Origin of the sequence: Gordonia effusa NBRC 100432 (assembly GCF_000241305.1) — a bacterium.
GTDB classification, from domain to species: domain Bacteria; phylum Actinomycetota; class Actinomycetes; order Mycobacteriales; family Mycobacteriaceae; genus Gordonia; species Gordonia effusa.
This window is the reverse complement of sequence record NZ_BAEH01000021.1, coordinates 1-25,063: the sequence shown is the minus strand read 5'-3', so window position 1 is coordinate 25,063 and position 25,063 is coordinate 1. Positions and strand designations below refer to the sequence as shown.

The following is a 25,063-nucleotide window of genomic DNA, read 5'->3' as shown; positions in this document are numbered from 1 at the left end:
CCATATATGTGGTGCTGCGGGCGAACTCGGGGTATTACTTATTTGAACCGCTAGATTCAATACCCTCGGTTTCGATCTTCTCCTTGCGGACGGTGTCGGAGACGGATTCCTTGTCCGTGACCTCATTGACCTCGAGTCCAACACGTTCGACTGGCACGGTCTTCTTCTCGGCGACCACTTGGTCTTCGTGCAGCGTGACCTCGGTTTGCGCTTCGCCGATGTCACCGACGGGTGCGTCGGAACTGATCGGCTCACGAACCACCCGAACCTCTTCGTGAGTTACCGGAACGGTCACCGACTGTTCTTCGGTTACCACGTACTTGCGCAGCCGGGCCTTCCCGGTGGCTACCTTCTCGGTGCCGACATTCAATTGTTCCTCGGACCGTACGAGAGTTTCACCATCAGCATCGTTGCTGGTGGAGCCGGTGGCAGGTGTCTTATCGGATTGTGTAGGCCCGGTGTGCTTGCCGTAGTCCGCCCAGCCCGACGACGTCTCGGTCAGTCCGTAGTGGTCAAGGAGTTCCTTGCCCTGCTGAGTCGAAATCCCGTCAGCGGTGTCCAAATGCGGCGCGCTCTTGATCTTGTCCTTGGTAGTCGCGACGTCGACACGATCACCTTGATGCTTCGCGCCGGCGAGGGGGACCAGCGAGGACGAACCGAACCACCCGGTCTTTACCGCGATCCAGGTTGGCAGGCTATTGCGATCGTCAATGTATACCTGCTCAACTTTGCCGACCTTTTCACCTGCGTGGTCGAAAACGGTGGAGTGGGCAACGGCGTCTAGTTCTGGTGTACGAGTCATAATCAGTTCTTCACCTTTCGACGCGAATTATTGGTTTCTGAGAAGTGGGATTCGCTATCCGCACTCGTTAGCGAGTAAACGCACGGTGATCGGAACATGCAACCTTGCAAAGGCTCACGTAGCGGATATACCGGACATTGAATAACGCTCAGGCAACTGGTGGTGAGGTGAGTTCGGTCTGCCAATAGAACCCTTTGTCGCGCAGGGCTATTCGATCCTTAGTGAGGTCGATATGGGTGCAATTCTCGCCTTGGATCGACGCAAGAGCGAGGGGAAAATATCACGATCAAATAACGATGACCGCGGATCTCAAGCGTGCACCGGAGTCACAGCTTCATTGAGGGCGGTGCGGTGCGCTTCGGGGCTTTTTTCCCAGCGCCAGTAGGCGATCCGCGCGTTGTCGGAAACGGGATACGGCGACGGCGCGAGGGGCTTATCGACGAGACAGGGGAGGCCCCACCTTTTCGCAAACCCCACTCGCGCGGACGTTCCCGACCCAGTTTCCGTGTCGGAAACGTCCGCCCGTGTCGGGTTTGCGGAGGGGTCGCAGGAGCAACTTGGGTGTGACGGAGCGCAGAAGATTGCGAGTGCGGGCTATACCGCCGCTCCCACAGGTTCGGTGAGAGAGGACTCGATGCGGTCGCGGATCCGCGTGACCGCATCGGAGCTTAAGGTGCCTGGCGCGTGTCGAAGCTCGATCGATAGGCGACCGTCGAAGGTCAACGCGTGATAATGCATACCTACCAGCGGTGCCAATGCCTCAGGTGGCGCGCCTTGGACAAGAAGCCGCACCTGTTCGATGTCGACCTCCGAACTGGTGTGGACATCCAGTATGGCGAGTCCGTCGGGCGGCGGGGGTGCGGGGAACGCGCCGATATTGCTCAACCGCACCGGCGCGCCACCGGTGACCTGCACCCCGGTCACCCCGGTCAGCGTTGCAGCCGCGGTGCCGTCCGCCAGGTCCGCACGCAGACGATCGAGGACCGTGCGTCCGATCTCGATTGGTGACGAATCGCCGCGCACCGAGACCGACACGGTCGACGACCCGGCGAAATTCGTGACCGCGGCGGGCTCGATCGGCGGATTGCAATAGCCGCGCAAATCGACCGGGCTGAATACCGCCATGGTCACCGCTTCATCGACCGGGACATCCAACTCGGCGCGTTCGGCCGCCACGATCAGCCCGACCAGCAGGCCGTGCATGCTGACGCCGGAAGCCTTCGCTCGCCGTCGTAAGGCGTCGGTGGCGCCTGCCTCGAGTCGGATTCGCTCGAACCCGAACTCTCCCGCGTTTACCGCGTCTGGAGTGGGTAGAACCCCGGCCGATACCGCCGGCACGACGGCGTGCACCGGCGGCGCAGTGGCGGGACCGCCGAGGCGCGCGGCGAAATCCATTGGGGCAAGCGGCAACTCGGCAGTCGGGCCAACGTATTCCGACGGATTGGTGTAGAGCACCCATAGACGCAGATTTAAGAACATGGCGCGCGTGCCGTCGGCAAGCGCGTGGTTGACCCCGAGGGTTATCCGGTGCAGCGGCCCGTCTGAGATGAGTTGCAGCGCTGAGGTCGCAACTTCCGGGCGTATGCCGAGCCGCACGTCACTGGGTGTGAACGCGCGGTGTTCGATGATGATCGGCGCGACGGTCTCGTTGAGTGGGGTATCCGGGGTAACCAACTCGAAACCGAGCGCGGTTGGCACGATCTTGCCGGTGAGGTCGGGGTACTCCCGGCGCAACGCGGCATATGCCTGCGCCAATCGGTCGACGTCTAACGAGCCGCGGAAGACGACACTGCCACTCGAAGTGGTGTTCGTGACGACATACGGGATTTCCAGCGGGCTTAGGTCGCGGCGCGGCATGTCATACCTCCATTGCTTCCAGTGGTGAGGTCCGCGACTGGACTGGGACCGCGAAGTCGCCCGTGGCGGGCGCCGAGACGGCGAAGTCGACGGATGCGGGCTCCGAGATGCCTTGTACCAGAGACGGATTCAGCTTCACACCGTGGTCTTCGGCGATCGACTCGACAATGAGGGCGGCGCGGCGGGCCGGTATCTGCCCGATATCGATGAGCGACGAGATTCGCTCGGCCCGGCGTTTTGTTGCTGGTTCGAGCAGCATGTCAAAGATGGCGTGCAATCGTTCCGAGGTGATGTTGCGCATCGGGAGGCACGCTCCCACGCCGAGGTCGGCGACCCGTGCACCCCAAAATGGCTGATCGGCGAGAACCGGGCAGATCAGGGTCGGCAGGCCCGCGCGAAGGGAAGCGGCGGTGGTGCCGGCACCGCCGTGATGCACGGCGGCCGAGCAGTGCGGTAATACTTCCGCGTGGACCACCTCATCGACGACGCGGATGTGGTCGCCGAGATCGACACTCCGCAGATCGCTCCAGCCGGCGACGATGAGACCGCGTCGGCCGCGCTCCTTGCATACTTGTGCGAAAACTCGCGCCTTACCGTCGGGATCGGTGATTCGCATGCTGCCGAAGCCCCAATAGATCGGTTTGTCGCCGGCTTGCAGCCAACGCATCAACTCGGCGTCGGTGCGGGTCTGTTCACCCTCGCGGCGCCATGCGTCCGACGGCACCTCGAGGAAGCCGAGCATCGGCCGGGTACGGCTGAATTCGGGTACCAGGTCGGGGGTCAGGGAGGGATCGTAAAGCTGCAGATCGACGATCTCATGCGCGTCGCGGTTCTTGGCGCGTCGTGAGCGGTAGGGCACCTCGCCGACGGAAGCGCGATGGTAATTCACCGCTGCCCGCACATGCATCCACGTGAACGAGTCGCCGAGAGTCCAGGTGGCGCGCTTGACCATCTTTGGCGCTCGGGACAGCACATGACTGGTGAGCCCGGCCGGCGTGTACTGCGTCATCGGGTAGACGCTGTTGGTGGTGCCCGGGAAAAACCGATAGCTGATAATCGGAGCCGAGGTGCGACGTGTGATCGGCAGCGCGAAATCGATTGCGTCCGAATGGGTTAGCACGACGTCGGCGCTTTTGCACACCGTCTCTATCTCGCGTGAGATAGTCGCGATATTGCGTAGCAGGAACCGGCCGTACGCGCGCATCCGCTCCATTGGTAGGTGAATTACCTCGCGGTAGTCGTCGTCATAATCGGGGACGATGTCGTTGAGGCGATGCGCGTCGAGGCCCGCGGAGCGGATCAGCTTGACCAACGGATCGCCCATCGCCGCGATCGTCACGTCGTGACCGCGTCCGCGCAGTGCCAGTCCGATCGCAATCGTAGGTTGGACGTCGCCGCGGCTGCCCATGGCGAGGATGCACACTTTCATGATCAGTTCGTCCTTTCGACGTCTTTCAACGACGAGTTTCGGTGTTTGGGGAGGTGCGGCCGGTCGTTGCGAGCGCGGCGAGCACGGGGCGGAGCAACAGCAATGTGATCGCGAGGATCGGTGCTACAACCAGCAATGGGATCAGCTGGCAGGCGACCACGGCGAAGTCGATGGGCAGGCCCACCGCCGCGGTGACAGATGCGCTGGTACTGACTGCGACGGCGACCAGCCACAGCGGGTCGATCATCAGTACGTTGCGCGCGGTGGCGGGGTCGACCCGCACGCGGCGGTTCCACGCACGTGCGCGCTCGGTGTCGCCGTGGACACTCATCCGCATGATCAGCGTGGCCGCGGCACGACGCCGCAGCACCAGCCCCGCCGCGATCATGCAGAAGGTAACCGCGCCAATGCTGGTCTCTACCAAAAGAATTACCCGAGGGCTGCCCGAGATGGCAGCTGCCACAATCGAACACCCGAGCAGAGTCAGAGTGAAGAGTTCCAGCGGATCGGTTGATCGGCGAATTACGCTGCGCACCACGATGCGAACCGCGACGAGTGTGGTGCCGGCGACCAGCGCCACGAGTTGATCAGTGCCGAACAGGTATCTCAGCGTGAAATACACGCTGAGCTGCAGCACGACGTCAAGTATCAGAGCCGTCGGTGGAGCCGGCGGCGATTCGGTATCGGCGAGAGGCAGACTCATACCGTTGCCCCGACGTCGAGTAGCGCGTGTGCGCCCAGTTCGATGTGACGCAGGAGGCGAGCGCGGGCGTCGTCGCTCAGGGTGCCCGGCAGTACCCTCAGCTCGACCGACAGTCGGCCCATAAAGGTGAGGATCAGATAGGACGAGCCGATCGGGGAGGGGGGAACACCTTCGGATGTCCACCCCTTCGCGTACTCGCGTATCCCGGCCGCGCTGCGCACGAGTTGGGAATGGAAATCAAGCGTCGCCAGACCGGGCGGCACGGCAAACGCGGGCATCTCGCCGATATTGCTGATCAGTACCGGTGGGCCATGTCGTCGGGTCATCGGGTCAGGCATCGGGCTCACCGCGGTGCGCAGTACGGTTCCGTCGCGGACGTCGGATCGAATCGAATCGGCGATGATGCGTGCGAGCGCCGGGACGACGTCGTCGGTGACGGCCACGTACGAGAACCCGCACAGAGCAGTCACCGAGCGGAGTGGGATCGGTGGCTCGAGACGTGCACGGAAGTCCACCGGGGTAAGCAGTGCGATCGCGGCGCCGTCGTGGCATTCGGCGAGCTCGGCCCGCGCGATCAGCGCGCTCACCAACGCGTGCATAGATACGCCGTGGGAGCGAGCGGCGGCTCGCAGGCCCGCGGTCTGGTGGGCGTCGAAGCGCACCCGAAACGGATTGTCGACGTCGGGTGCATCGGTGACGGTCTCGTCGAATCTCGGCACCGCGCCATGCCAGGTGGTTCCCACGAGCCGATCTTCGTAGTCGGGCTTGCCGGGAAGGTGGCCGCGCGCCGCCATCACCGCATCCGGCTCGGCCGGGAAACTGTTGTCGGGCAACAGAACTGGCGGAGTTCCGCTCACGAACGCGGTGTACAACTCGAACAGGCGCTCCAGTATGGAAATTATGCCGGCCCCATCGGTGGCAGCGTGACTGGCCCACAGTGTGAGCTGGTAGGACTGATCGAGTCCACGGAGGGTGAGTGCTGACAGTTGCTCGTTGCCGACGAATGGAGGTGGCGTCTGGGTGTAGCCGGACCACGGAGCTGCCTCGTCGGAAAATCCGGTAACGGCGGCGATCGCCGGATCGCCGGGGGCGAAATGCGGTCTGCCGTCTACCGTTACGACCCGGGCGGCGAGGACGGGATACTCCCTGAGTAGGGCGCCGAAGGCCAGCCGCCACGCGTCGACGTCGACCGATCCGCGAAGTTCGTATGAGCCGCCGATCACCTCCCGCGAGGTCGGGTGGACGAAAGATGCCTCCGAGAAGGTCAGTGCCCGGTAGGTCCGCATCCGATCTCCTGACTCGTTCATCAGGCCACCGGGGCCAGTTGTGCGGCGGCGTTTACGAGGGTGCCTATTCGTTCGGTGACCGCCGCGCGGGCGACCGGTGAGGCGCTGCCACCGAGCGTGATCGCTTCGATGCCGAGACGGCCGCCGAATGTGCACGCTTGGAAGATGGTTGCTGACGGGGAGGGAAGCCGCGGGCCCGGCGGGACATGCAGCAGAGTGGAGTCCATCGACATGACCGGGCGGAGCCGTTCGCCCACTAGTTCTTCGGGGAGATCGAGAGCGATCGAGCCGAGGTTGCTCAACACCACTGGCGGTTCGCCGGGGCCCGGAGGTGCCGCCGCGGATAGCACGTTGAGGCACAGTCCGGCGGCGAGATCCGCGCGTACGGTATCGGCGATGGCCGCGCCGATGTGAACGGGATCGGCGGCGATGGTGAGTTCGGGTGCGGCGAAGGACGCACCCACGAAGTTGGTGACGTCGGTGGCAGCGAGCGCTGGTCGCACCCGATGGCGCAGATCTACCAATGTCATCGCGCCGACCTTGATCGCTTCGTCGGGAGCATCGTCGACGAATCCGGCACGCTCGGCGCACAGCAGTACACCGGAGAGCAGTGCGTTGAACCCGATCCCCGCGGCAGCAGCTGCGAATCGAGCGGTCACCTCGGGGGAGAACAGCAGCGAGGCCACCTCGGGGAGGCGGGCGCCGGGGGTAACACCAGTGGGAGCCGCGCCGTACCAGCGTATATCGGCTAGCCGCTCGCGGCCGGTGTCCGAGCCGGTGCGAGCGGTGTTTAGCGCGTGTTGGGCCGAGTCGGGGAAGTCGTGCGGCGCGGCTGCCACGGCGTCATCTCGCAGAAGAGCGGAGTAGCGCGACCATAATTCGGCGACCAGAGCAAGAAGATATGTGCCGTCGGCGAGCGCGTGGTTCGCCCCTAAGGTGACGCGATGCCGGTCGCCGGCGGACTCCACGTGCAGCCGGCCGAGAGCCACCGTTGGGTCGATCACTAGAGGCGGGTACTCGTCGGGCAGCGCATCGACCCGGTCGATGGTGAACGCCGCCGCGCTCGAATTTCCGCGAGCCACGAATGCGTAACCGTCGGCATCGTCGACCACCGCGGCGTCGAGGGCCGGGTGAGTGGTACGGAGTTGGGCAAAGGCATCGTTAAGTGCCGTCAGGTCTAACGCGCCGCGCAGCGTCAGTTCGAAGGCGCATGTCGTGGGAGCGGGCCCCACAAAGCCGCACTCGGATGATGCGAGGCGGCGAAGAATTGTGGTCATGAGGGTTCCTACCCTGCTGTCGCTAGCGGACCTTATATGAATAAAAGCTAAGACAATGCGAATTACTTGGCGAGTGGTAAGGGTAGTGGTGATCGTCACTGTCGCAGAGCCTTGACCACGGCTAGGGCCAACTCCATACTGGCCGATTAGAGCCACGGAAATACTTATCGAATGTCACCGCACATGGATGGGCGCAGGTGATTGTGATCGTGGTATATAGAAAGTGAATTGTGGGGCGTCTGGTTCGTTGCGTCATCTACTTTTCACATTTACTGATCAATTCGAGTAAACCTTCGCCTTCGCGAATTATCTACAGTTTGTTACCCGGCATCGGGGTATATCGGCTGGTAACGCGGTATCTAGCCCTCACGTTGTGGTCGTTGGAGGCGTGTTCTGCCTGAATGAAGCTGCGCGGAGTTGGGACGTGAGGACGTTGGAGAGGGGCATTTCCGTCGTGTCGCGGTGCGCCCATTCGCAACTCGCTGACTCATTCAATATGAACGGCAATAGTCACCATGTTTACCGAATGGGGCCTCAGGCTCGATAAATTGAGTCATTCGCTTGCTTTTCGGATTGATGAGCAACGTCGCATGAGGACGGAGCGCTTTCGAACCCAATGGTATATTTGTCATCGCGAATTACGCTGCCTGATCTAATATCGAGGCCCTTGTGTGCGTTTCGCGGTGCGACTTTCCCGCGAATCTAGTCAATGAATCACCCGGACAATTCATGGACAAGTGGCAGATTGGTACACCAATTGCCGCGGGCTTGGATGCGGATGCCTGGCGGCGGGATCCGTGAGCGACTCGTCAACTTCGCGACCCTGGATGCGTGCATCGCGGTTCCGACGTTGGTTGGCGCGCGCCTGGGGCCGTGACAAACTTGAGCGGAACAAACTCAACTTATGGTGCGTTACACCTACCGAAGGTTCAAACCTGAGCCTAGAACACTTAACTCTGGCATTCTGGATGCAGACACGTCTGTGCCCAGGCCAGGTATCAAACGAGAGGTAGCGAGAGTGGACAGTTTCACCCCAACCACCAAGACGCAGGCTGCGTTGCAGGCTGCCGTACAGAGCGCGGCGTCGAACGGAAATCCCGACGTCCGCCCAGCCCATATTCTGGTCGCTCTGCTCGACCAAACCGACGGAATCGCATCGCCGTTACTCAAAGCGGTCGGTACCGATCCCGCCGATATCAGGCGTCAGGCTCACGGCCTGGTCGATCGCATGCCGACAGTGGCGTCTACGAGTGCTCAGCCGCAGCTTTCCCGCGAGTCGATAGCCGCGGTTACCGCCGCCCAGCAGTTGGCCACCGAGCTCGGCGACGAGTACGTCTCCACCGAACACCTGACCGTGGGTCTGGCAACCGGAGATTCCGACGTCGCCAAACTGCTGGTCAACAACGGCGCGTCTCCGCAAGCTCTGCGCGACGCGTTCGTGTCAGTGCGTGGGGCGGCGCGAGTCACCAGCCCGGACCCGGAGTCGTCGTATCAAGCGTTGGAGAAGTACTCAACCGACCTGACAGCACGGGCCCGCGAAGGCAAACTCGATCCGGTCATCGGTCGTGACACCGAAATCCGTCGCGTCGTACAGGTCTTGAGCCGACGCACCAAAAACAACCCGGTGCTCATTGGCGAACCGGGCGTCGGAAAGACGGCCATCGTCGAAGGGCTCGCCGCCCGCGTAGTCGAAGGTGACGTCCCAGAGTCGTTGCGCGGTAAGACCGTTCTCTCCCTCGACCTCGGTTCGATGGTCGCGGGTGCCAAGTATCGCGGCGAATTCGAAGAGCGGCTCAAGGCTGTCCTCGATGAGATCAAAGCCGCCGACGGCCAGATCATCACCTTCATCGATGAATTGCACACCATCGTCGGTGCCGGTGCGACCGGCGATTCCGCGATGGACGCCGGCAACATGATCAAGCCGCTCCTGGCGCGTGGCGAGCTGCGCCTGGTTGGTGCGACGACCCTCGAGGAGTACCGCAAGTACATCGAGAAGGATGCCGCCCTGGAACGCCGTTTCCAGCAGGTCTACGTCGGCGAGCCGTCGGTGGAAGACACCATCGGCATCTTGCGCGGACTCAAAGATCGCTACGAAGTGCATCACGGTGTACGAATCACCGACTCCGCGTTGGTCGCTGCCGCAACACTTTCCGATCGCTACATCACCTCGCGCTTCCTGCCCGACAAGGCCATCGACCTTGTCGACGAAGCGGCGTCGAGGCTGCGGATGGAAATCGATTCTCGCCCAGTCGAAATCGACGAGGTGGAACGTATCGTCCGACGTCTCGAAGTGGAAGAGCTTGCGCTAGAGAAGGAAACGGACGCGGCATCGAAGGATCGCCTGGAGAAGTTGCGCGCCGAACTCGCTGACAACAAGGAGAAGCTGAATGAGCTTTCCGCACGGTGGCAGTCGGAGAAATCTGCCATCGACGCTGTGCGAGATCTGAAGGAGCAACTGGAAAGCCTCAGGGGCGCAGCCGATCGTGCCGAGCGCGACGGCGACCTCGGCAAGGCAGCCGAGCTGCGTTACGGCCAGATCCCGACGTTGGAGAAGGAGCTGACAGCCGCACTGGAGAAGACCGGTACCTCCCCCGATGAGGACGTCATGCTTCAGGAAGAGGTCGGTCCCAACGACGTCGCCGACGTGGTCTCCGCGTGGACCGGCGTTCCGGCCGGCCGCATGCTCGAAGGCGAGACGGCCAAACTGCTGCGGATGGAAAGTGAACTCGGCGCTCGCGTCATCGGCCAATCCGAAGCCGTCCAAGCGGTTTCCGACGCAGTGCGTCGCGCACGCGCCGGCGTTGCCGATCCGGACCGGCCGTTGGGCTCGTTCCTGTTCCTCGGGCCGACTGGCGTTGGTAAAACCGAGCTCGCGAAAGCGTTGGCGGAGTTCATGTTCGACGACGAGCGGGCGATGGTCCGGATCGATATGAGTGAATACGGTGAAAAGCACAGTGTGGCAAGGCTCGTCGGGGCGCCACCCGGCTACGTCGGCTACGACGCGGGCGGTCAACTAACCGAAGCGGTGCGCCGCCGGCCGTATTCGGTGATCCTCTTCGACGAGGTCGAGAAGGCTCACCCGGACGTGTTCGACGTGTTGCTGCAGGTACTCGACGAAGGTCGGCTGACCGACGGTCAGGGCCGCACGGTGGATTTCCGCAACACCATCTTGATTCTCACGTCCAACCTGGGCGCGGGCGGCGACGCCGAGCAGGTCATGAGTGCGGTGCGGGCACGGTTCAAGCCGGAGTTCATCAACCGGCTCGACGACGTGATTATCTTCCACGCGCTGACGCCAGAGCAGTTGACGTCGATTGTTGATATCCAGCTCAATGCGCTGAATAAGCGTCTGGCACAACGCCGGCTGGCCCTCGACGTCACGCCGAAGGCGAAACAATGGCTCGGCGAGCGCGGATTCGACCCGCTCTACGGCGCACGTCCGTTGCGCAGGCTCGTGCAGCAGGCCATCGGCGATCAACTCGCCAAGGCGTTGCTCGCGGGCGATGTCCGCGACGGCGACACGGTACCGGTCGACGTCAGCGCCGACGGCGAGTCGTTGAGCGTCGGCTAGCGGTAGCCACCAGATAGATCGGGGTTCACGTCAATAATTGACGTGAACCCCGATTTTCGTGTGGGGTACTTCAGCTATTTGCTCCGATTTTCTCGGAGACCGGAAGTTCGCCGTCGGTCGTGCCTTCGACATCCATCGCCTCCGAACGCTGCCGCACCGCGACCCATCCCGCGGTCGCGATCAACACCGCACCGACGAGTGCGGTCAGATCGCCGACACGGAGGTCGAATACCAGTCGAATGGCGACACCGATCACCATCCCGGTAAGCCCGACTCCGATCAGCCGCCACGGTCGCTGACCGTCGGCGGCTAGCGCTTCACGTCCGGTGGTCATCAGACTAATTGGGCTGCGCCGCAACACTTCTACGATGAATACGGTGAGTATCGCAGTGCCGAGGTAGGTGAGGAACATCGTCGGCCACACCTGCCAGGTGGGGTGGGCGTGCACGATATCCATCAGCTCTTCGAGCGCCAGGCCGTGTGCCAGGTAGATGCCGAACGAACGGTCGGCCGCGGTCTTGAGGAAGCGATCGGCGATCGAACCAGGATTGCGACGTTCCTGCCAGATCGAGCCAAGGCCGTACAGGATGACGATGATCGCGATGTAGGCAAATGCGTTGTGCAGCACGAACACATTGGTCGCCCGGAACATTTCTTCACCCGAGTCGATCCGGTACAGGTAGTAGCCGAGGGTTGCCGCCATTACCGAGACGCCGATGGCGAAACTCGCGAGGCGGTAACGCTTGAGGAATGCGTGAAATGCCTCGAAGTGGAGTGCCGCAACACATCCCGACAACACGAAGAACTGGTAGGGGAGGATCGTCACCAGCAGGTGCGACCAGATCTCTCCCTGCGGGCCGTGCTGTAGGACGCCGAGTGGGGGCCGCAGCATGCCGAACAGCAATACCGCGTGGAACGCGCCGCTGACGAGAAGTAGGTAGCGGTGGTAGCCCCAGGTCCGCTTGAGCACCCACAGAACCGCTGGGAATACCAAGTAGATCTGCATGCTCACGAACAAGAAATACAGGTGGTACCAAGCATTGCCGGTCGCGAGGTCGTAAGCGAGTGATTTGGCCGTGACGATTAGATGCTCGCCGGAATCGATGGTGTTCCAGACATTGTCCCAACCGCCGACGCGATAGCGCGAGTACACCCAGTAGAAGAGCGTCCAGGCGACATACGGAATGCCGATCAGTTTGAAGCGACGTCGCCAGAACGTCACGGCGTCGAGGTCGCGGTTGCGGTACTGATAGCCCAACACAAAGCCGGTTAGCGCGAAGAACGAGTAGCGCGAATACCGGAGGAAGATTTCGATGCCGCCTGCCGCGACATTGGTGAGCGGAATGACGCCGAGCATTACGTGGTCGAGGATGACCGCGGCGAAGGTAACCAGCCGCACGAGGTCGAGTTGGTAGAGGTGCTTATCGCGCCGTTTGGGTGGACTGTCGGATTTGGGCGGTGCTGGCGCGGGCGTCGATTCGGTGTCCTTTTCGACGATCCCGGACAAGCGCGTCTCCGATCTCACAACTGGTTAGTTGTGCATGCACAACCATCGGAATGGTAGTTGCCTCGCGTTGGAATGACCTAACCGAAACCTGTGTATTGGCTGACAGTGACCGTTGCCTCATCGTGACCTTGCGATATCTACGCAGGTCAGCGGGGTAGCCGACGGTGTCTGGTGAGACAAGGTGGTTGGCCTTGCTTGAGTTGATCGGGTAGACAACTAAGAGCAGCTACTTACTTTGCCTATTAACGCACGTAACTCGAGAAGACACGTATACCTCGCCTGGCCGACGAAGAATTCGCCCAAAGGCGGGGATTCGGAAGGCGTAGATGACTGACCAGGCGACCAAAACTGTCACTCCCGACCCGCAGGTTCTCCGCCGCGCGATCGGGGCGTCGGCGATCGGCAATGCGACCGAGTGGTACGACTACGGCGTCTACGCCGCGACCACCACTTATCTCACGCATACCTTCTTTCCCGGCTCATGGGGCGGCGTCGGCACGATGCTGGGTTTTGCGATCTCCTTCGTGCTGCGTCCGCTGGGTGGCATGGTGTGGGGGCCGCTCGGCGACCGGCTAGGCCGAAAGCGCGTGCTAGCCATGACAATTCTGCTTATCTCGGGTGCGACGGCACTTATCGGTGTGCTCCCGTCGCACGCGGTAGCGGGTGTCTGGGCGCCGATCCTGTTGATAGCGCTGCGAATAGTGCAGGGCTTTTCCACGGGCGGCGAATATGGCGGTGCCGCAACGTTTATGGCGGAGTATGCCCCAGATAACAAACGTGGCCGTTTCGGCAGTTTCCTGGAATTCGGCACGCTCGCGGGTTTCGCTGGTGGCACCGCATTGGTGTTGCTCTTCAATCTGATGCTCAACGACGCTCAGATGAACTCGTGGGGCTGGCGTATCCCATTCCTGTTGGCGTTGCCACTCGGCGCGATCGGTCTCTACCTGCGTAGCCAGCTCGACGATCCGCCGCTGTTCAACGAACTGGAAAAGGCCGACGCCATCGAGGGTTCAGCGTGGTCGCGGCTGACCGACCTCGTGAGCAACTACTGGCAGCCGATCCTCATCATGTTCGGCATGGTGGTGGCGCTGAACGTCGCCAACTACACGTTGCTTGCCTATCAACCCGACTACCTGAAGAACACCATCGGACTCGACGAGGACGACGGATCGATAGTCGTCTTGATCGGTCAGGTCGTGATGATGCTCTTGATACCGTTCTTCGGGCGATGGTCGGATTCGACCGGTCGTAAGCCGATGTGGTGGGCGTCGTTAATCGGTCTGTTCGTACTCGCATTGCCAATGTATTGGCTTATGGGACAAGGATTTGCGTGGGCCATCGTCGGATTCGTCGTGCTCGGCGTGCTCTACATCCCGCAGCTCGCGACCATTTCGGCGACCTTCCCCGCGATGTTCCCAACGCAGGTCCGCTACGCGGGATTCGCAATCTCCTACAACGTTGCGACCGCTGCATTCGGTGGCACGGCGCCGCTGGTGAACGAAGCCGTGGTGGACAACACCGGATGGAATCTGTTCCCAGCCGCCTACATGATGGGTGCCTGCGTGGTCGGCATGGTCGCACTGGTATTCCTGAAAGAGACGGTCGGAGCATCGTTGCGCGGCACCGGAATTCCCGAGCAGGGAGTGGAACCGGAGTTAGATGCCGTCGAGAAATGACGGCGGTGTTCGTCTCAACTCTCCCGAAGTAGATTTTTGCGGATCTTTCCGGTCGACGTCTTCGGGAGTTCGGTGAAGAACACCGCTTTGGGAGCCTTGAACCGGGCAAGGCGGGCCCTGCAGTGTTCGATGATCTCGCGCTCGCTAAGGTCGGCGCGGCGAGCCGTCACAAAGGCGACGGGTACTTCACCCCATTTCTCATCGCTGCGTGCGACAACCGCGGATTCGATGACATCTGGGTGCTCGTCGATCGCACGCTCCACTTCAACCGAAGCGATGTTCTCGCCGCCGGAGATAATGATGTCCTTTGCGCGATCACGTAATTCGAGGTAGCCGTCCGGATGCACCACGGCCAGATCGCCGGTCCGCAACCAACTCGAAACGGTAGCCGCGGCGGTGGCTGCTGGGTCGCGGTAGTAGCCCGCCATGACATTGTTTCCGCGAACCACCAGTTCGCCGACATCGGTACCGTCCGGCGTCACTTCGGAGCCGCCGTCGGGGTGTAGCACGCGGGGCTGTTCGGAGACGATGTTGCCAATACCCTGCCGCGCCCGCAGGCGGCTCCGCTCGTCGGGAGTCAGTTGATCCCAACGGCTTTGCCACCAATTGACGACGATGGGACCGTAGGTCTCGGTCATTCCGTACAGATGTGTTGTTCGGAAACCGAGCCCGTCGACGCGCCGGAGCAGCGCGGGGCTCGGCGGTGCGCCACCGGTCAGCACGGTAACCGGCGCCTTCAGAATGCGTGCCAAATCATCTTCGGCGACCATGGTGAGAACTGTTGGAGCGCAGCATAAATGCGTCACCGAGCCGGCAGCCAAGTGATGCCAGATCTGAGTGGTGTCGATGGCTCGGAGGCAGATGTGGGTCCCACCTGATGCGGTCACCGCCCATGGGAAACACCAACCGTTGCAATGGAACATCGGCAATGTCCACAGGTAACCGGAGTCGGGCGTGAGCCCCGCGTGATAGGCCATCGCTATCGCCTGGAGGTAGGCGCCCCGATGGTTGTACATGACTCCCTTGGGGCGTCCCGTGGTCCCGGATGTGTAGTTGATGGCCAGCAAAGCGTCGTCGGCCTCGATGGGTCCGATTTCGGTGAAACCGGTTGTGCTAAGGGTACTTTCGTATTCGCTGCCGGGCCCGTCGGCGACTATGACGCGAATATCGGGCTTAGCGGCGGTGGCAGCCAGAGCTAGCTCTCGATACTCCCCGGTGACGACCAGAACGTGAGCGCCGCTGTGGTCGAGGATATAGGCAACTTCGGCCGCGGCCAATCGTGTGTTCACCGGAACCAGGACAGCGCCCATCGCGGGTATCGCGTGATGCAACTCGAGCATCACGTGACTATTCGAGCAGAGCGCTGCGACCCGGTCGCCGGGGGCGATACCCCATCCGTGCAACGCGGAGACCAGGCGGCCGGTGCGGTCGGCGAATTCGCGGTAGGTCAACCGGGTGTCGCCGTCGACTACCGCCAGGCGGTCGGCGAATACGGCGGCGGCTCGCGGCAGAAAGGCGGTGACGGTCAGTGGACTGGTGGAAAACGATTGGGGCGCTGGATTATTCATCTTTCGATACTTGGTGCGGCCGGCGTGTGATCATGCATCCGGTAGCCGTCGTCAGTGACGTCGGGTGACTCGCGGAACGCCCGAATGACAAGTGCCAGTGCGACACCGGCGAAGTTGACACGGCGTCTGCGGAACCGGCTCATGCCCGGAACGCGATCACGCAAACGGGCGAATCGGGTCAGCGGCCACGTGATAGCGCGGAGAATACGACCGTCTCGACGGTGATCGATCGCGGTCTCCCAATACGTGCCGGCGAACATCTTCGCGGCGAGTTCGCTACCCAGAATCACGTCCGCGGTTGCCGCGAAAACCGCTGCGCCATAACGGGTATAATGGCCCCGCGCGACCAGTGCGTCGTGCTCACCGCGATCTTCGCCGGTGCCGACGAGGGAATTGACGAGTTCGATCCGCCATGGGGATGCTTCGCCGTTGCGCGCCAGCAGATAGTCGAGATTGCGCATGGCATCCAGGGCCGACGGAGGGAGGAGTTCGTCGCACACGCCCATGAGCCACGACCAGTAGCGCAGGAAGTGCCAGGCGTCGTCCGCTTCGCGGGAACTGACCGGGCGGCCGAGCGTATGGTCGGCCAGCACGAAGATGAGCATCGCCTCGAAGAATCCGCATAACGCCGAGTTGGAGATGGGATCACCGAATTCCGCGAACCGATCATCTCCCCACGCCTCACGGAGGCCGCGCCGCACCTGAGCGTGCATCAGCCGGACGTGCATGGCCGCGGCGAAGGCCGGGGTGCCCGGTCCCGGGTGGTCGGCCGACAGCACTTCGGCGAAGAACAGTGCGGTCTCACGCAGTCGCCGGTTGCCGTCGTGCCGGAAGCGTCCGGTCGCCCCGGTGGCGGTCGACACGTCGCTGTTCATCGTGGTGTCGATGACGGCGAACGCCGCGCTCAGGAGCGTGGCGGGCAGCGTTGCGGCGAACATCCGGTCCCGGCCGCGGTTTGCGCGCTCTGCGTCATACCAGTCGGGCACCGCCTCGACACAGGTGAACAAGCGCACCAATTCGACGGGCGCTGCTGGCACCGTGGCAATCCCACTACTAACGGCTTGCTCGAATAGTGCGCGTCCCCGCTCCACGCCGATCCGCGTGAACAGGTCAACGACATCGTCCATCAGTTCGTCGCCCTGCCACATGTGGTCGTCGAACAGTCTTGTTTGTTCGGTGGGGGTCACCTCCTGTTCGACGGCGAACCATGGCTCGAACAAGAAGCGGCGGCAGTGCAGCCAGTCATCGGCGAAGGCGTCCTTTCCGGGCGGAATGGGACGTAAGGTATCGCCAGGACGGTAGTAGCGGCTCAACGGTTCGATGTCGCGGGTGGTGGTGTGGTCGAGCTGTGCGCTCATAGTTTCGGAGACTTTCCTCAGGCCCGTGGGCTGCGGTAGATCGACTTCAGTTCCAGATAGTTGTCGAGAGCGAACGGGCCCAGCTCGCGCCCGATTCCGCTGTTCTTCATGCCACCGAAGGGCGCGCCCAGGTCATAGGCGTAGTGATTCACCCCGATCGTGCCGGTGCGCACTTTGCGAGCGATATTGGTGCCGCGTTCCTCGTCGGTGGTCCACACCGATCCGCCTAGCCCGTACTCGCTGTCGTTGGCGATGGCGATCGCGTCGGCATCGGACTCGTAGGGAATGATCGCCGCGACCGGCCCGAAGATCTCCTCACGGGCGATGGTGTCGGAATTGTCGACGTCGGCGAACAGGGTCGGCGTGACGAACCAGCCCGCGTCGAAAGCCGCCGACGATCCGCCGGTGATCAGCCGTGCTGAACTCTGCTCGCCCTGGCGGATATAGCCAAGTACCCGATCGCGATGCTGCTCGCTGACCATCGGCCCGCAGGTCACGGCAGGATCGAGCGGGTTGCCGACGGTCAGCTTCTGCACGTAACTCGCGACCGCATCGACCACTTCTTCATACCGTGACTGCGGCGCGAGAATCCGGGCCTGCGAAGTGCATACCTGACCGTTGTTCATGAATGTCGCCGTATCGAGACCGACGAGGAAGTTGTCCAGGTCAGCGTCCTCGAGCACGATGGCCGCGGATTTACCGCCCAACTCGAGGGTGACTCGCCGGATGAGTCGTCCGCATTCGGCGCCGATGGCCCGGCCCGCGGCAGTCGAGCCGGTGAAGGCCACCTTGTCGACGTCGGGATGTGCGACGAGATACCCGCCTGCCTCGCGATCGGCGACCACCACGTTAAGAACTCCCGGCGGCAATCCCGCGGCTTCGGCGGCTTCGGCGAACAGGTACGAGTCCAGTGCCGTTTCGGGTGACGGCTTCAGCACAATCGTGCACCCGGCCGCGAGAGCGGGCGCGATCTTCATCATCGCCAGTGATAGCGGCAGATTCCACGGAGTAATAGCGGCGACCACGCCGACCGGCTCGCGTCGGATGAGTGTGTTGTCGAAACCGCCCTCGGCTTCGAACGGATAGTCGCCGATGAGGTCGGCGTAGATGCCGAGCAGACCCGCCGGCGCCTGTCCGTTGAACACCTGGGAGAGTGCGTTGGGCATACCGTTCTCACGCGACACCAATTCCACGGCGACATCCGCGCTCTGTTGCAGGGCGGCCGCCATGCGGCGCATGACATCGGCACGTTCGGCAGGGCTGCTGCGACCCCACGGTCCTTCATCGAGTGCGGCGCGCGCGGCGCGGACCGCGTGATCAATATCGGCGGGCCCGGCGAGTGCTGCGCGTCCAAGTGGTTGTCCGGTCGCGGCCTCGATGCTCACCCGGGTGGAACCGTCGACCGGGTCGACCCACTTGCCGTCGATGAAAAAGCGCTGGCGGTCGAGGTGTTCGGAGCGCAGTCGCGTCATGAATCTGAGTCCTTTGGTCGGTGGAAAAGCTTGTGCTAGTGGTTGTTTGGGAGGTGCTACTGGTGCGAAGCGAGTCCGGTGCCCGAGACGCTGTTGTCGTGATGGCTGAAGGGAATATCGGTCACGCCGTTGCGTCGTCCGAAGGCCCGGATGCCGCGGCCGGCGGCGATGAGTAGTGGGTCGCCAGGGGTCGCGTTCGCACGCCGACGCCGGGCGATCACCGGAATATGTTCGGTCCGGGTGACTATTCGGGCGTGTAGTCGGCCGAGTAATCGATGGATCAGGTGCCATCGGTGGACAGCTACCGACTCGAAACGAGTGCCGGTGAGGGCCGCGGCGACCGTCGGAACTCCCATGACCGTTGCGGCGGCGCCGATGAACATGCCCACCGCGACCCGGCCGAATCTGCCCGCGCCGTCGGCGACCGGGGCCAGCAGTGATTCGATCAGTTCCGGTCGCCATTTCGACGGAGTCCCGGCGTCGGAGAAAATATGGTTGGCCAAGGTGATGGCCTCGTGGCCGGTAGTGGGGATAAGACGTTCCTCCACACCGAAGAGGTAGAGGATATATCCCCAGTACAGCGCGACGTCGTCGTGGTCACGGGCGGTTTTTCGCCGACCGAGCAGATGGTCGACGAGCAGTGGCATCGACGCGAACCAAGCCGATCCCTCGGCAAGGCGGCTATTGGAGATCGGCATTCCGTGCTTCCGGAAGTCTTCGGTCCCCCAACTACGACGCAGACCGCGGCGGACTTGGGAGTGCATCAGCCGAACCCGCACGATCATGGCGAAGATATCGCTATCACGCTCGAGTGCGCCCTGATAGGTGATCTTCTCGAAGAATTCGTTGGACTCCACCGCGCGCCGGACCGGCTGCTCGACTATTCGGCCGGTCGCTCCGGTCGCCGCGGATACGTCTTGCGATGTCGCGGTAGCGAATACACCGAATGCGCCGGCGGCGAGTTTGGCCAGCGGGGTCACGTCGTTGAGGATCAGCCGGCCTCGCTCGATTCGCTCGGCGTGGTACCAGCTGGGAACTCGATCGAGATGTTCGAATAGTGCGATGAGCTCGGCTGGTGGCTCGTCGATGGACGAAATGCCTTGGGCGAGGGCCTGTTCCACCAACTCTCGACCGCGGGCAGAACCCAGGTCGTCGAATAGGTCGACGACGGCGTCCATCAATTCATCACCTTGCCATCGGTGGTCATCGAGGAGTCTCGATTGCGGAGTGTCCAGCCACCCCGGCCCGACGTCGAGCCAATTGCGGTAAAGGTTGTGCCGCAACGTCTTCCATGAGGGAGTGGCGGCTCGATCCGGCGCCGGACGAAGTGCCATGCCGGGCCGGTGGTAGTGATCCCAATCGGCGCGGTCGGCCGGAAGGTGATCGGTCGTGACATCGGTGGAAGTCATATCCCCGCTACCTCGCTGGGCGGCCCGCCCCTTGGTGTGATGAAGCGCATAGAGGTAGCTAATCACAATGGCACCACCTGGGGCAATAACTTGTCCGACATTATTGACCCACCTGGGGCCAATCTAATACGGTCGGGATGTCCGGCACGGATCGTCCGTGCACGGCGGGAGGTTTGGATATGACTGCGACAGAGTCAACCGGTGCGGAATTGACTGTGGGAGCGACGGCCGCAAACGGTGCGAGTAACACCAAAGGGCCGGGGTCGACGCATGTCAACGACTATTTCTATCGACCCGGAACGACATTGCGGATGATCCCCCCGGACAAGGATGAATTCGCCGACGCCTGGCTTCCGTGTCGGCAGTTCGTATTCGAGCCGTGGTTCGAGGTCAGCGATTCGGTAGCCGCGACCGACCAGACACGTATGTTCGATGACCATATGTGGCAGGGGGACGAACTCGCGGACGCGGTCGTCGTCATGTTCGTGCGGATCGGTGCCGAACGCGGTCGTGCGCTATTCGAACAGGCGGTCGCGGGTGGTATTGACTCAGTAGTCGACGCGCCGGCCGAACTCGTCAATTTCTTCAGTTCCGTGGAAGGTATGCCGCACTGGTACGACCGACAGCGGGGAGACCGGGGGCTTGATCGCATCCAGGCATCGACTATTCCGAGTCTGTTGATCACCGGCACTTTCGCGGTCATCGACACGGTGATGAATGGGGACGTTTCGGCTGCTACCGGCGCGACCGGGCGGTTCCGGCATGACGGGAATCGGCGTGGCGTAGAAACCGCGCTGTTCTTCACCGAGGTCCTGACCACCTCTCGGCCGGGACCCGGTTCACGTGCCTATGCTGCTGCTCTACGAGTAAGACTTATGCATGCCCAGGCCCGGAGGGGGCTGCGAATCGCTTGGGGGCCAGAATATTTCGCAGCGAATGGCAATCCGATCTCCAACGCCGCGCTCTGCGGATTCTTTGAGTCGATGATGCTGAGCCTGCTGATCGACCACTCGCTGGGGCGACCGTGCCCGAAGCGGGACCTGGACGACGCGTGGCATTTCCTGTCCTACTGGTCGTGGTTGATGGGTGTCTCCGACGAGATCCTGCCGCGTACCGGCGTCGACGCTCTCAAGAATTTGGACTATCTCTTGGCGCGCAACGGAAAACCGTCGAAATGGCGGGCCGAGCTCCTTGATGCCCTGATTGGGGTCCCGCTCACTGGCGCGGCCAACCCGGTGACCCTCGTCGTCGCGCGGGTATTCGCCGCGTGCGCAGGGGTACTTCTCGGCGAGGCGCTGACGGAGCGGATGTTCGCCGATACCTATTGGGAACGACGGCTTGGCATCAGAGGCGGTGCGCGAATTCTACGCATCGTCGCGCGGCCGCTCGTGCGGATCGCCGCCGTCCGTGACCGCGTGCCCGGAATCGAGTTAATCCGCAAGCGTCGCATGGCAATTGGGGTAATACTTACCGCCGCGACAAAATTCCTTCGGCAGCGGTTAGCAGCGGGAAACCGCGCCGATTACGTCGCCCATGACGGGAGTCTGTCAGGAGCCGGCATAGCTCGCTGAGGTCAGCAGAACGCGTCCGTTGCGATACACGGTGAGAGAGGGGATTCACCGATGGTGAAGGATGGACCCATGGCTGTCGAGGAACCGCGCACGCGGTGGGCCGGATTGTCGTTGGCCGAGCGCACCGGCGAGCGTCGTCGGCTGATTCTCGATGCGGCATTCGCATTGCTGGACGCCGGGGGCGACATCGGTGATGTGACCATCCGGACGGTGTGCCGCGATGCCGGTGTCCACCGGCGATACTTTCACGAGAGCTTCTCCTCGCGCGATGAGTTGCTTGGGGCGATGTTCGATGAAGCTGCGGTGGCCTTGGTGTCCGAAGTGCTCGACGCGATCCGTGCTGCCCGGCCGGATTCCACTCAGGCGACACTGCGGGTATTCATCCGCTCAGGTCTGACGCATCTTCGGCAGCGCGGTGCGCATGCGGCTCTGATGGTGGGGCGGGATTCAGAGCCGGCGTTGCAGGGAAAGCGGGTCGATGCCTTGACGGCGTTCCGGACCCTGGTGTCCGCGCCGGAAGACGACATCGATTCTGAAGTGAAGTCGCGCAATGGAGTTCTCGCCACGATGATCGAGGGCGCGGTCGTGGAATTCGGTCGTCGCTGGGCTGAGGGCGAACTCGGTGTGGATGTCGATACCGCTGCCGACGCCGCCGCCGATGCGGTGCTAGCGCTGATGGGTCTCAACGGGTCGGTTATCGGAGCCGATGAGCGAGCCGGGGCGCTGTGGCGGGCCACTATCGATTCCGCGGCCGGAGATGATTAACCAGCGGAAGGTGGGGTATCGCGGGTTCGTTGACGCGATCGGTCTTGTCCACCTTGGCGGTTACTTTCTGTCGTTTATGAGTGGCAATACCGCAAGCGGCACACTCTAACCGGTGAGCCCAGCGCCGCCGGTCGACTTGTCGTGATGGGTGTAGGTCGATCCCGCACCCTGTCCGGCAAGTAGCAATCGTTCCGACTCGTTGACTATCCGCAGAACTGCTTGCGGAACGATCCGGCCGTGAACCTGGTTGCGTAACAGCGTGACTCCCGGTGCGCGCTCGCGCAGTGCCGCGGTTCGCGCGTAGATCCGCGCCGCACGTTCGAACCACCGGCCGGCGAGCGTGTAGTCGATCCCCAGTTTTTCAAACTCGGTTCCTTCGACCATGGCGTCGACTTGGTCGGGGCCGAAGATCATCGCGAGCGGAACGAATGATGAGCATGCCATCCCGACCTTGGCCACGTGGACCGATCGCTCTCGCGCCGCAGGCGAGGCTTTCCGGAGCCGGATGTCGGTCGACTCGCGGATCATGCCCGCGAAGGAATCGAGTAACTCGGCGCGCCACGCGGATGGATCTCCGCCGCGCGCGAAGACGTAGTTGAGCGACTTCACCAACTCGATGCCATCTCGCGTACGCAGATTGTCGGGTGCGCCGAGCAGCCACGACGTATAGGCGGCGTACATCGCGATGTCGTCGAGCTGACCACGTGACAACCGGCGTCCCAGTTGGTGGTCGGCAAGACGAAGCAGCAGTGGACCGTTGCCGAACCCGAGTAGGGAACTCGCGGCGATCGGCTCGCCGTACTTCAGATAGATTTCGGGTCCCCACTTGCGTTTGAGTCCACGGCTGACCAGACCGTGCATGAGTCGCACTCGGGTGATGGTGTGAAAGGCCTCGCTGTGTCGCTCGAATACCGAGGGATGAGACATGAGGCCGAACATGCGTACGGTCTCCACCTGACGACGCAGCCCTTGATGCTGGAATCGTCCAGCCGCGCCGGTAGCGGCCGAGATGTCTCCGGTCATCGTGGTCTCGAATACTGCCCAGCCGAGTATTGCCATCACCGATAACATCGTCGCTGATGACACCAAGGTGCGCCCGCGTTGCGCCGCTGCCAGATCGAGCCAGTCGGGGAAGGTGTCGATTCGATCGAAGAACCGGACCAACTCTGGCGGTGGCGAGTCCACGGTGTCGATCCCGTTGGTGAGCGCCTGCTCGAATATCGCTCGGGCGTCGCCGTGTCCCAGGCGTTCGAACATGTCGACCACCGGGATTATGTGTTCGTCGGCCTGCCAGAAATAGTCGTCCCGCCAGCGGGTGAATTCACTCGGCGCGGCCTCCTCCTCGATGTCGATCCACGGGCCGAACAGGAACTCGCGGCTACGCTTCCAGCGTGGAGCGAAATAGTCCCGGCCAGGAGGAATGGGCCGCAGGGGTGAGTCGGGGCGATCAAGTCGGTTGAACTCGACGTCGGCTCGATCGATTGCCGGGAGAACCTTTGACACTAAAGCATCTCTGTGTGTCATCATAGTGCTGATGATGCAGCAGAAGAGGAACGCAGTCAATGGATCGACCGAATCGACATCTGACTTCGACGTCGTGGTCGTCGGTTCAGGTTTCGGCGGAAGCGTCGCGGCGTTACGACTGAGCGAAAAGGGGTATCGGGTGTGCGTCATCGAAGCTGGGCGCCGTTTCGCCGATACGGACTTCGCCGATAGCGCCTGGAAGCTCCACAAACTCGCATTCGCGCCGAAGCTGGGGATGTACGGGCTGTACCGGGTGCATCTGCTGCGGAATGTCGCGGTTCTCGCCGGGGCGGGGGTTGGCGGCGGTTCATTGAATTACGGCAATACTCTCTATCGCCCACCGGCCGGATTCTTCGAGGACCGCCAATGGTCCGCCATCACCGACTGGCGTAGCGAGTTGGAGCCGCATTACGACCAGGCCGAACGCATGCTCGGGGTGGTCACCAACCCGCTGCGGACCTACAGTGATCAGATCATGGGCGATGTCGCGCGCGATCTCGGTGTGTCCCATACCTTTTCGCCGACAAAGGTCGGGGTCTACTTCGGCGACAAAGGGCAGCGCGATGAAGGGCAAAAAGGTTCGCCAGCAGGTGATCCCTTCTTCGGTGGTGCCGGGCCGGATCGAGTGTCATGTACCGAATGCGGCTCGTGTATGACCGGATGCCGGGTGGGTGCTAAGAACACCACGATAAAGAACTACCTTGCGCTCGCAGAGGGGTCGGGCGCACGGATCATCGATCGGACGACGGTGAAATCGATTGAACCACTTGGTAATCGATGGGAGGTCAGAACGGCGTCGTCTTCCTCGTGGGGGCCGATCGGTCCGCGACCACGGACGATCACCGCTGATCACGTGGTGGTAGCGGCAGGGACGTACAACACCCAGCGCCTCTTGCATCACTCGAGCGGGCGCGGCAAACTGCCGCTGATGTCGCCGAGGCTCGGACATCTCACGAGGACGAATTCGGAATCGATACTGTGTGCCACCCGGCGCCGTTACGACGCGGCTCGCGACACTTCGCAGGGAATCGCCATCACGTCCTCCTTCTATCCGCGTGACGACACACATATCGAGCCGGTCCGATTCGGGCCGGGGTTTAACGCGATCGGCGGGCTCTTCACGCCGCTGACCGATGGAGACCCTGGAAAAGCCCGCTGGCGCAAAATGATTGACCGAATGATCGCAGAGCCGACGAGCGGACGTCAGATGTTGAGTTTCCGCCGGCGCGCTCAACGCTCGATCATCATCCTGGTAATGCAGAATCGGGACAACTCGCTGACGACATTT

17 protein-coding genes and 1 pseudogene are annotated in these 25,063 nt (G+C 62.4%); 6 read left to right on the top strand and 12 right to left on the bottom strand.

Translation table 11 applies throughout. The features are described from left to right. Positions 1–34: 34 nt before the first annotated feature. From GOEFS_RS03670 to GOEFS_RS03645, 6 genes are all read right to left on the bottom strand, one after another. Positions 35–802: a DUF2382 domain-containing protein gene (locus tag GOEFS_RS03670; RefSeq protein WP_007316528.1), complete on the bottom strand. Its 768-nt coding sequence runs from the start codon at positions 800–802 to the stop codon at positions 35–37. A gap of 594 nt (positions 803–1,396) precedes the next feature. Next, positions 1,397–2,659 carry a phthiocerol/phthiodiolone dimycocerosyl transferase family protein gene (locus GOEFS_RS03665; protein WP_007316527.1) on the bottom strand — a complete coding sequence of 421 codons (1,263 nt, stop codon included), beginning with the start codon at positions 2,657–2,659 and terminating at the stop codon, positions 1,397–1,399. 1 nt (position 2,660) lies between these two features. Next, positions 2,661–4,088, bottom strand: coding sequence for a glycosyltransferase (locus tag GOEFS_RS03660; protein WP_007316526.1), 1,428 nt, complete (start codon positions 4,086–4,088; stop codon positions 2,661–2,663). Positions 4,089–4,113: 25 nt separating this feature from the next. Beyond that, entirely contained in the window at positions 4,114–4,791 is a 678-nt protein-coding gene (locus GOEFS_RS03655; protein WP_007316525.1) for a VC0807 family protein, read from the bottom strand. Further along, positions 4,788–6,098 (bottom strand): phthiocerol/phthiodiolone dimycocerosyl transferase family protein, encoded by a 1,311-nt coding sequence (locus GOEFS_RS03650; RefSeq protein WP_245549763.1) that lies wholly within the window; start codon positions 6,096–6,098, stop codon positions 4,788–4,790. The genes GOEFS_RS03655 and GOEFS_RS03650 overlap by 4 nt, the downstream gene beginning before the upstream one ends. Next, positions 6,098–7,354 (bottom strand): phthiocerol/phthiodiolone dimycocerosyl transferase family protein, encoded by a 1,257-nt coding sequence (locus GOEFS_RS03645; protein WP_007316523.1) that lies wholly within the window; start codon positions 7,352–7,354, stop codon positions 6,098–6,100. The genes GOEFS_RS03650 and GOEFS_RS03645 overlap by 1 nt, the downstream gene beginning before the upstream one ends. Positions 7,355–8,372: 1,018 nt before the next feature. Between GOEFS_RS03645 and clpB the strand changes: the two genes are divergently transcribed. Then, entirely contained in the window at positions 8,373–10,925 is a 2,553-nt protein-coding gene (gene clpB, locus GOEFS_RS03640; RefSeq protein ID WP_040524438.1) for an ATP-dependent chaperone ClpB, read from the top strand. Between the two features lie 70 nt (positions 10,926–10,995). Here the strand turns inward: clpB and GOEFS_RS03635 are convergent, their stop codons facing one another. Continuing rightward, complete coding sequence (locus GOEFS_RS03635; RefSeq protein ID WP_007316521.1) at positions 10,996–12,432, bottom strand: acyltransferase; 1,437 nt, start codon at positions 12,430–12,432, stop codon at positions 10,996–10,998. 326 nt (positions 12,433–12,758) lie between these two features. On the opposite strand from GOEFS_RS03635, the gene GOEFS_RS03630 reads away from it, so the two are divergent. After that, entirely contained in the window at positions 12,759–14,108 is a 1,350-nt protein-coding gene (locus GOEFS_RS03630; protein ID WP_007316520.1) for an MFS transporter, read from the top strand. A 14-nt stretch (positions 14,109–14,122) separates the two neighbouring features. Here the strand turns inward: GOEFS_RS03630 and GOEFS_RS03625 are convergent, their stop codons facing one another. Genes GOEFS_RS03625 through GOEFS_RS03610 form a run of 4 tightly spaced genes read right to left on the bottom strand, consistent with a single transcriptional unit; the run spans position 14,123 to position 19,915 of the window. Beyond that, the gene (locus GOEFS_RS03625) at positions 14,123–15,676 is read right to left on the bottom strand and encodes an AMP-binding protein (protein WP_007316519.1); all 1,554 of its coding nucleotides are present in this window, start codon (positions 15,674–15,676) and stop codon (positions 14,123–14,125) included. Beyond that, a complete protein-coding gene (locus tag GOEFS_RS03620; RefSeq protein ID WP_007316518.1) occupies positions 15,673–17,034 on the bottom strand; it encodes an oxygenase MpaB family protein in 1,362 nt (453 codons plus the stop codon). Before GOEFS_RS03620 ends, GOEFS_RS03625 begins: the two co-directional genes overlap by 4 nt. Before the next feature lie 17 nt (positions 17,035–17,051). Next, entirely contained in the window at positions 17,052–18,506 is a 1,455-nt protein-coding gene (locus tag GOEFS_RS03615; RefSeq protein ID WP_007316517.1) for an aldehyde dehydrogenase, read from the bottom strand. 56 nt (positions 18,507–18,562) lie between these two features. Continuing rightward, a complete protein-coding gene (locus tag GOEFS_RS03610) occupies positions 18,563–19,915 on the bottom strand; it encodes an oxygenase MpaB family protein (protein WP_050949771.1) in 1,353 nt (450 codons plus the stop codon). Between the two features lie 179 nt (positions 19,916–20,094). On the opposite strand from GOEFS_RS03610, the gene GOEFS_RS03605 reads away from it, so the two are divergent. The 3 genes and pseudogenes from GOEFS_RS03605 to GOEFS_RS24005 all read left to right on the top strand — a co-directional run. Beyond that, positions 20,095–21,486, top strand: coding sequence for an oxygenase MpaB family protein (locus GOEFS_RS03605; protein ID WP_007316515.1), 1,392 nt, complete (start codon positions 20,095–20,097; stop codon positions 21,484–21,486). A gap of 69 nt (positions 21,487–21,555) precedes the next feature. After that, positions 21,556–22,251, top strand: coding sequence for a TetR/AcrR family transcriptional regulator (locus GOEFS_RS03600; RefSeq protein ID WP_007316514.1), 696 nt, complete (start codon positions 21,556–21,558; stop codon positions 22,249–22,251). Then, positions 22,244–22,342: pseudogene (locus tag GOEFS_RS24005) on the top strand (DUF1275 family protein); the annotation flags it as partial. The gene GOEFS_RS03600 and the pseudogene GOEFS_RS24005, both read left to right, overlap by 8 nt. Positions 22,343–22,356: 14 nt before the next feature. On the opposite strand, the gene GOEFS_RS03595 reads toward GOEFS_RS24005, so the two are convergent. Continuing rightward, complete coding sequence (locus GOEFS_RS03595) at positions 22,357–23,778, bottom strand: oxygenase MpaB family protein (RefSeq protein WP_245549762.1); 1,422 nt, start codon at positions 23,776–23,778, stop codon at positions 22,357–22,359. 10 nt (positions 23,779–23,788) lie between these two features. On the opposite strand from GOEFS_RS03595, the gene GOEFS_RS03590 reads away from it, so the two are divergent. Then, positions 23,789–25,063: FAD-dependent oxidoreductase (locus GOEFS_RS03590; RefSeq protein ID WP_040524440.1), on the top strand; the 1,275-nt coding region annotated here is incomplete at its 3' end.

Bases quoted from the DNA above. Each gene is read 5' to 3' on its own strand.
- GOEFS_RS03670 (WP_007316528.1), bottom strand. From the start codon at position 802: ATGACTCGTACACCAGAACTAGACGCCGTTGCCCACTCCACCGTTTTC.
- GOEFS_RS03665 (WP_007316527.1), bottom strand. From the start codon at position 2,659: ATGCCGCGCCGCGACCTAAGCCCGCTGGAAATCCCGTATGTCGTCACG.
- GOEFS_RS03660 (WP_007316526.1), bottom strand. From the start codon at position 4,088: ATGAAAGTGTGCATCCTCGCCATGGGCAGCCGCGGCGACGTCCAACCT.
- GOEFS_RS03655 (WP_007316525.1), bottom strand. From the start codon at position 4,791: ATGAGTCTGCCTCTCGCCGATACCGAATCGCCGCCGGCTCCACCGACG.
- GOEFS_RS03650 (WP_245549763.1), bottom strand. From the start codon at position 6,098: ATGAACGAGTCAGGAGATCGGATGCGGACCTACCGGGCACTGACCTTC.
- GOEFS_RS03645 (WP_007316523.1), bottom strand. From the start codon at position 7,354: ATGACCACAATTCTTCGCCGCCTCGCATCATCCGAGTGCGGCTTTGTG.
- GOEFS_RS03630 (WP_007316520.1), top strand. From the start codon at position 12,759: ATGACTGACCAGGCGACCAAAACTGTCACTCCCGACCCGCAGGTTCTC.
- GOEFS_RS03625 (WP_007316519.1), bottom strand. From the start codon at position 15,676: ATGAATAATCCAGCGCCCCAATCGTTTTCCACCAGTCCACTGACCGTC.
- GOEFS_RS03620 (WP_007316518.1), bottom strand. From the start codon at position 17,034: ATGAGCGCACAGCTCGACCACACCACCACCCGCGACATCGAACCGTTG.
- GOEFS_RS03615 (WP_007316517.1), bottom strand. From the start codon at position 18,506: ATGACGCGACTGCGCTCCGAACACCTCGACCGCCAGCGCTTTTTCATC.
- GOEFS_RS03610 (WP_050949771.1), bottom strand. From the start codon at position 19,915: ATGACTTCCACCGATGTCACGACCGATCACCTTCCGGCCGACCGCGCC.
- GOEFS_RS03605 (WP_007316515.1), top strand. From the start codon at position 20,095: ATGACTGCGACAGAGTCAACCGGTGCGGAATTGACTGTGGGAGCGACG.
- GOEFS_RS03600 (WP_007316514.1), top strand. From the start codon at position 21,556: ATGGCTGTCGAGGAACCGCGCACGCGGTGGGCCGGATTGTCGTTGGCC.
- GOEFS_RS03595 (WP_245549762.1), bottom strand. From the start codon at position 23,778: ATGATGACACACAGAGATGCTTTAGTGTCAAAGGTTCTCCCGGCAATC.